This is a genomic window from Streptomyces johnsoniae, assembly GCF_031845565.1.
GTDB lineage: Bacteria > Actinomycetota > Actinomycetes > Streptomycetales > Streptomycetaceae > Streptomyces > Streptomyces johnsoniae.
The window spans coordinates 147,299-154,885 of sequence record NZ_JAVREV010000019.1; the positions used below are offsets into that span (position 1 = coordinate 147,299).

Genomic DNA, 7,587 nt, shown 5'->3' on the forward strand with positions numbered 1-7,587 from the left:
AGCTCCTAAGGCGTGTGGGAGTTCAGGGAGGCCGCCCGTTCTTCGGCGCGCAGCCCGTCCAGGACCTCGAACAGTTCGTCGTCCGAAGCCGAGGCCAGGTCGTGCGGCTGCGCGGCGGCCCGCTCGCCGCCCCATCTGGCCAGCAGGTCCTTCAGCCGCAGCGCGATGGCCTCCCTGGCGTCCTCGTCCCCGGCGAAGGGCGTCAAGTACGTTTCGAGCCGGTCGAGTTCGGCCAGCGCGGGTCCGACGGGGGTGGTCGCGGCGGCCGTGTTCAGCTCGTCGAGGAGGTACGCGGCGAGGAGGGCCGCGTTGGGGTGGTCGAGCGCGAGGGTCGCGGACAGGCGCAGCCCGGTGGCGTGCGCCAGCCGGTCGCGCAGCTCCAGATCGGTCAGCGAGTCGAAACCGAGGTCCATGAACCCGCGGCCCGGCTCGATGTCCTCGGGCGTGACCTCGCCGAGCACAGCCGCCGCGTGGGTGCGCACGAGGTCGAGGACGACGCGTTCGCGCTCCGCGTCGCCCAGGGCGGCGAGCCGCTGCGGCAGCGGCTGTGCGGCGGGCCCGGCGTCGCGCCGTGTCTCGGGCCGGGCGTCACGCCGCGTCTCGGGCCCGGGCGCGGGCGCGGGCTCGACGAGGTGCCGCAGCGGGACGGGCACCCGGCCTGGCTCCGCGCGGGCGCGCAGCGCGTCGGGGTCCAGGTGCACGGGAACGAGCGCCGGTTCGCCGAGCGCACAGCCCGCGTCGAACAGAGCGAGGCCGTCCGCGGTGGACAGCGGCAGCACACCGCCGCGGCCGAGCCTGGCCAGGCCGGTGCCGTCCAGGCCGCCGGTCAGCGCGCTGCGTTCCTCCCACAGGCCCCAGGCCAGGGACAGCGCCGGGAGGCCGCGGGCGCGCCGCCACTGGGCGAGGGCGTCGAGGAACGCGTTCGCCGCCGCGTAGTTGGCCTGGCCGGGCGAGCCGAGGGTGCCCGCGGCGGAGGAGAACAGCACGAACGCGCGGAGTTCGTGGTCGCGCGTCAGCCGGTGCAGGTGCCAGGCCGCGTCCGCCTTGGCCCGCAGCACACGCGCGAGCCGCTTCGGGGTAAGCGACTCCACGACGCCGTCGTCCAGCTCGCCGGCCGCGTGCACCACCCACGTCAGGGGGCGCGGCAGCCCGCCGAGCAGCCGGGCGAGCGCGTCACCGTCGGACACGTCGCAGGAAACCACCGTCGCCTCCGCGCCCAGCGCGCGCAGCTCGGCCACGAGCGCGGCGGCGCCGGGCGCCCGTTCGCCCGCGCGGCTGGTGAGCAGCAGGTGCCGCGCGCCGCGCGCGGCCAGGTGGCGGGCGACGCGGCCGCCAAGCGTCCCCGTTCCGCCGGTGATCAGCACCGTGCCGTCCGGCTCCGGCGGCGCGGGCGCGCCACCCGGGAACGCCACCGGCGCCAGCCGCGGCCGGAGCAGCCGCCCACCGCGCACGGCGAGTTGCGGCTCGTCCGGGGCGAGGGCCGCGGACACCGCCGCGGCCTCGTCGCCGCCCCGGCCACCCGGCCCACCCGGCCCAACCGGCTCGCCCGGCAGGTCGAGCAGCGCGAACCGGCCCGGGTACTCGGCCTGCGCCGAGCGCACCAGGCCCCACACCGCCGCGACCGCCGGGTCCACGTCCTCGCCCGCCGCCGCGGCCACGGCCCCCCGCGTCACCAGCACGAGACGGGTCGCCGCGAGCCGCGCGTCGGCCGACCAGTCCTGCACCAGCCGCAGGGCGGCGGCCGTCGCGGCCCGCACCGCCGACGGCATGTCGCCCGGCGGGACCTGGAGCGGAACGAGCGCCACGTCCGGCGGGTCGGCGCCCAGCGCCGCGAGATCCGCGTACGGGGTGAGGCAGGCCAGCGGCGGCAGGGCGCCGCGCCCGTCGGTACCGAGGAGCCCCGCCCGGCCGGTGAACGGCGAACCGGCGGGCACGGCCTGCCAGTCGAGCCGGAACAGTGCGTCGCGCACGTTCCGCGGGCCGTCGGCGTGCCGCACCGGGCGCAGCACCACGGTGTCGACGCGGGCCAGCGGCGTGCCGGAGGCGTCGGCGATGTCCAGCGTCAGCGCGTCGTCGCCGCGCGGCGCCAGCCGCACCCGCAGCGCCGCGGCGCCCGCGGCGGCGCGAGCGGTGATGCCGCGCCATGTGAACGGCAGCCGCGTGCCGTCCTCGGCGGCCGGGGGCGCACCGACCGCCCAGGACTGGAGCGCGGCGTCGAGCAGCGCCGGATGCAGGCAGAAGTCCCGCGCGTCGTCGCGCTGCCCGCGCGGCAGGGCGACCTCGGCGAAGACCTCCTCGCCGCGGCGCCACACCGCGCGCAGCCCCTGGAACGCGGGCCCGTAGGCGTAGCCGCGCTCGGCGGCACGCCGGTAGGCGGCGCCGGTGTCGACCGGCCGCGCGCCGTCCGGCGGCCACGCCATCAGATCGGACGGGCCGTCAGGGCCGCCGGGCGCCAGCGTCCCGACCGCATGCCTCGTCCAGGGCCGCCCGGCCGCGTCCGGCCGCGCGTGGAGGCTCACCTCGCGGCGCCCGGACGCGTCGGGCGCGCCGACGGCGAGGCGGATCAGCACGCCGCCGGACGGCGGAACGACCAGCGGGGCGTGGAGCGTCAGCTCCTCGACCAGGGCGCAGCCACCACGTTCCGCCGCCCACAGCGCAAGGTCGACGAAGGCCGCGCCTGGCAGCAGAACGTCGCCGCGCACGGCGTGGTCGGCCAGCCAGGGGTGGGTGCGCAGCGAGAGGCGACCGGTGAACAACAGTGCCTCGGAGTCCGGGAGTTCGACAGCCGCGGTGAGCAGCGGGTGGCCCGCCGCGCGCAGCCCCGCCGGGGCCACGTCGGCCGCGGGAGCGCCGTCCGCCAGCCAGTACCGCTCGCGCTGGAAGGCGTAGGTCGGCAGGTCGGCCGACGCGGCCGGGCCGTGGCCATGGGCATGGGCATGGGCATGGCCGGGGCCGGGGCCGGGGCCGGGAAAGGCGGCGGACCAGTCCACCGGCACGCCGTGGACATGCAGGGCGGCCAGGGCGGTCAGGAAGTGGGGCACGCCGCCAGATTCGGCGCCGCCCGCGGCGGGTCCGCCGGTGCCGAGGGGGCGGAGGGAGCTGACGGTCAGCGTTCGGGGGGCGTCACGTTCGCCCGGCTCCGGCTCCGGCTCTGGCTCCGGCTCCGGCTCCGGGCCGAGGCGGACGCACACCCGGTGTCCGCGTTCCCGCAGCCGGTGCAGCACCGCGGCGGCGTCTGCCGTGTCGGTGCGGTGGAACGGCGTCTGCGCGGCCGGTACCGCGGCGGGCGGCGCGGTACCGGAGACCACCGCGCGGGCGCCCGCCGCCAGCGGCAGGGCGCCCGTACCGCAGGCCGCGGCGATCTCACCGGCCGCGTCACCCGCCATGGCGGCGGGGTGCACGCCGTGCGCGCGCCACAGCTCGGCCAGGGAGACCAGCACGGCCCACCGCAGCGGCCCGGCCACGGCCTCCCCGCGGGGCGCGCCGCGCAGCGCGTCCTGCGGCGACCAGTCCGTCAGCGGGGCGAGCGCCGCGGCACATTCGGCGAAGCGCCGCGCGAACACCGGGGCGGCGTCGAGGAGTCCGGCCGCGGAGCCGGGCCACCACGCGCCGCCGCCGGGGAACTCGTATACGACCTTCCCCGCCTCCCCCGCCGCGCCCGACGTCACGCCGGGCGCGCTGCCGCCCGCCGCGAGCGCGGCGAGGCCGCGCACGAGGTCCGCGCGGCCGGTCCCCACGATGACGGCGCGCTGCTCGAACACGGCCCGGGTGCGGGCCAGGGCCGCGCCGATCCCGGCCGCGGTGGCGCCCGGCCGGTCCGCCAGATGCGCGGCGAGGCGTTCCGCCTGGGCGCGCAGCGCCTCCCCGGTACGGCCGGACAGCACCCACGGCACGGCGACCGGCCCGCTCCCGACACCGTCGTCGCCTGGCCCTTCCGGCGCGGTCGGCGCCGCGTCCTCGATCACGAGATGGGCGTTGGTGCCGCTCACGCCGAACGACGAGACGCCGGCCCGGCGCGGCGTCACGCCGCGCGGCCAGGGCCGCGCTTCCGTCAGCAGGGAGACCGCCCCCGCCGACCAGTCCACGACGGGCGTCGGCCGGTCGACGTGCAGCGTGGCCGGCAGCGTGGCGTGGCGCAGGGCCATCACCATCTTGATGACCCCGGCCACCCCGGCGGCGGCCTGCGCGTGGCCGATGTTCGACTTGACCGAGCCCAGCCACAACGGCCGCCCCGCGGGCCGTTCCTGCCCGTACGTCGCCAGCAGGGCCTGCGCCTCGATCGGGTCGCCGAGCGACGTGCCCGTGCCGTGCGCCTCCACCACATCCACGTCGGCCGCAGACAGGCGGGCGTTCGCCAGGGCCTCGCGGATCACGCGCTGCTGTGCCGGGCCGCTCGGCGCCGTCAGGCCACTGCTCGCGCCGTCCTGGTTGACGGCACTGCCGCGGATCACGGCCAGAACGCGATGCCCGTTGCGGCGCGCGTCCGACAGCCGTTCGAGCAGCAGGAGCCCGACGCCCTCGCCCAGGCTGGTGCCGTCCGCCTGCCCCGCGAACGCCTTGCACCGCGCGTCCGCGGCGAGGCCCCGCTGCCTGCTGAACTCGACGAGCGCCATGGGGGACGCCATGACGGTCGCCCCGCCGGCCAGCGCCATGGAGCACTCGCCCTGCCGTAGGGACTGGCAGGCCATATGCAGGGCGACCAGCGACGAGGAGCAGGCCGTGTCCACGGTGACGGCCGGACCTTCGAGGCCGAACGTGTAGGCGACCCGCCCGGAGGCGACGCTGCCCGTGCTGCCGTTCCCCACGTACCCCTCGTACTCCGGCGGCACCCGGCGCAGCCGCGAGGCGTAGTCCTGGTAGATCACCCCGGCGAACACCCCGGTGCGGCTGCCGCGCCGCTCCGCCGGATCGAGCCCGGCGCGTTCGAACGCCTCCCACGCCGTCTCCAGCAGCAGCCGCTGCTGCGGATCGGTGGCCGACGCCTCCCGCGCGCTCATGCCGAAGAACGCCGCGTCGAACCGGTCCGCGTCGTGCAGGAAGCCGCCCTCCCGCACGGAGACCTTTCCGTGCCGGGCGGGATCGGGGTCGTACAGATCCTCGTCCCAGCCGCGGTCGGCCGGGAACTCCGAGATCGCGTCCGTTCCGTCCGCGAGCAGCCGCCACAGGTCCTCCGGGGACCGGACGCCGCCGGGAAAACGGCAGGCCATGCCCACGATCGCCACCGGCTCGCTGGAGGCCGCCTCCACCTCGTGCAGCCGCTGACGGGTCTTCCGCAGGTCGGCGGTCAGGCGCTTGAGGTAGTCGAGCACCTTCTCGTCACTCGTCATGTTGACCCTGAGCCCTTCCTTCGCGACGAAGAGTCCGCGCCCGGCGCATGCGGCACGTCATGAGTTGCGCAGTTCGTTCTCGACGATGTCGAAGATCTCCTCCAGGCCGGCGGCCTCGATCTCTCCTGAACCGCCGCCGTCCTCGCCGTCCTCGCCGTTCTCGCCGTTCTCGCCGAGTCGGGTGAGCAGGCTCCGGAGCCTGGCAGCGAGGAGCCCGCGGACCGGATCGTCGGGTGAAAGGCCGGCGAGACCGGCTTCCACACCGTCCAGGCGGGCGAGCACCGGCGGGGCCGCCGGCTCCGGCGCCAACTGCGCGTCCAAGTGCGCGGCCAGCGCGGCGGTCGTGGGGAAGTCGAAGATCAACGTGGCGGGCAGCCGCAGCCCGGTCGCCGTACCCAGCCGGTTCCGCAGCTCCACCGCGCGGAGCGAGTCGAACCCCGACTCCAGGAAGCCGCGGCCGGCATCCACCTGGCCGGGACCGGCGAGCCCGAGAACGGTCGCGACATGCGACCGCACCAGGTCGACCAGCGCCTCCGCCCGTTCCGCGGCGGGCAGTTCCGCCAGTCCGCCAGGGATGCCCGCCGCGTCGCGCTCCGCCCCCGCCCCCGCCGCCCGAGCCCGCACCACGCGCCGGGCGGCCTTGTCGACAAGTCGGCGCAGCAGCGGCGGCGGCTCCTGTGCCTCGCGCACCGCGGCGAGATCCAGCCGGACGGGCAGCACGACGGGCCGTCCCTCGGCGAGAGCCGCGTCGAACAGCGCGAGGCCGTCCGCCGAAGCCAGCGGCAGCACCCCGGAACGCCGCATGCGCGCGCGGTCCGTTCCGTCGAGGCCGCCGGTCATCCCGCTCACGGCCTCCCACAGGCCCCAGCCCATCGACACGGCGGGCAGACCCAGCGCCCGGCGGCGCTGGGCCAGGGCGTCGAGGAACGCGTTCGCCGCCGCGTAGTTGGCCTGCCCCGCCGCGCCCAGCACGCCGCCCGCCGCGGAGAACAGCACGAACATCGACAGGTCCGCGTCCCGCGTCAGGTCGTGCAGGTGGCGGGCGGCATCCGCCTTCGGGCGGACGACCGCACGCACCCGTTCCGGCGTCAACGAGCCGAGGACGCCGTCGTCCAGCACGCCTGCGGCGTGCACCACCCCGGCCAGCGGGCGGTCGGCCGGAACGGTGTCGAGCACGGCCGCCAGCGCGTCGCGGTCCGCGGCGTCGCACGCCACCGTCGTCACCTCGGCACCCAGACCGGTCAGTTCGGCGGCGAGCCGGTCCGCGCCCGCCGCCCGCGGCCCGCGGCGGCTGAGCAGCAGCAGGTGCCGCACGCCGTGCGCCTCCACGAGGTGGCGGGCGACCAGGCCGCCCAGCGTTCCCGTCCCGCCGGTGATCAGCACCGTGCCGCCGAGTCCCGGCCCGGCGGGCGCGGCAGCGGGCCGCCGCAGCCGGGCCAGACGCGGCGCCAGCACCCGCCCGCCGCGAACGGCGAGCTGCGGCTCGGCCTCCAGGGGCAGGGCCGACGGCAGCGCCGCAGGCTCCCCACCCCCGTCGGCCGAGGCGACATCGAGGTCGACGAGCACGATCCGGCCCGGGTGTTCGGCCTGGGCGGACCGCACGGCTCCCCACACGGCCGCGCCCGCGAGATCCGTGACGTCCTCGCCCTCGGACACGCTCACCGCACCGCGCGTCACCCACACCAGGCGACTGGCCACGAACCGCTCGTCCCTGAGCCACTCCTGAAGCAACGCCACCGCGCGCACCACCGCCTCGGCCGGGCCGCCGCCGGGCTCGGGCAGCCACCGCACCACCACGGCGGGCGGCGCCGGCTCCCCGGGCAGCAACTCGGCCGACTCGACCGGCGCCTGGCGCGCCGCGTCGGCGGGCGCCGGCGGCACCTCGGCCCAGTCCACGCCGAACAGCGCTTCCCCGACCACGTCGCGCAGTTGCTCCGCCCGCACCGGCCGCACCGCCAGGGACTCGACCGTGGCGACGGGCGCGCCCGTTTCGTCGGCCAGGGCCAGGCTCATGGTGTCCGGGCCGGTCGGCGTGAGCCGCACCCGCAGGGCCGTCGCGCCCGTGGCATGCAGGGCCACCCCGGTCCAGGAGAACGGCAGCCGCACCTCGTCCACCCCGCCGAGCAGGCTGGTGTGCAGGGCCGCGTCGAGCAGTGCCGGATGCAGGTCGAAGTCGTCGCCGTGCCGCTCCTCGGGCAGCCGCACCTCCGCGAAGATCTCCTCCCCGCGCCGCCACGCCGCACGCAACCCCCGGAACGCC

At 77.6% G+C, this 7,587-nt stretch carries 2 protein-coding genes; both read right to left on the reverse strand.

The window, feature by feature from the left end; all coding sequences use genetic code 11:
• Nucleotides 1-5: 5 nt before the first annotated feature.
• Entirely contained in the window at nucleotides 6-5,327 is a 5,322-nt protein-coding gene (locus tag RM779_RS28320; protein WP_449657309.1) for an SDR family NAD(P)-dependent oxidoreductase, read from the reverse strand.
• Between the two features lie 57 nt (nucleotides 5,328-5,384).
• A partial coding sequence (locus RM779_RS28325) for a type I polyketide synthase (protein WP_311620620.1) occupies nucleotides 5,385-7,587 on the reverse strand: 2,203 nt, incomplete at its 5' end.

Excerpts from the sequence above, each read along its gene's own strand:
- RM779_RS28320 (WP_449657309.1), bottom strand. The coding sequence starts at position 5,327 with ATGACGAGTGACGAGAAGGTGCTCGACTACCTCAAGCGCCTGACCGCC.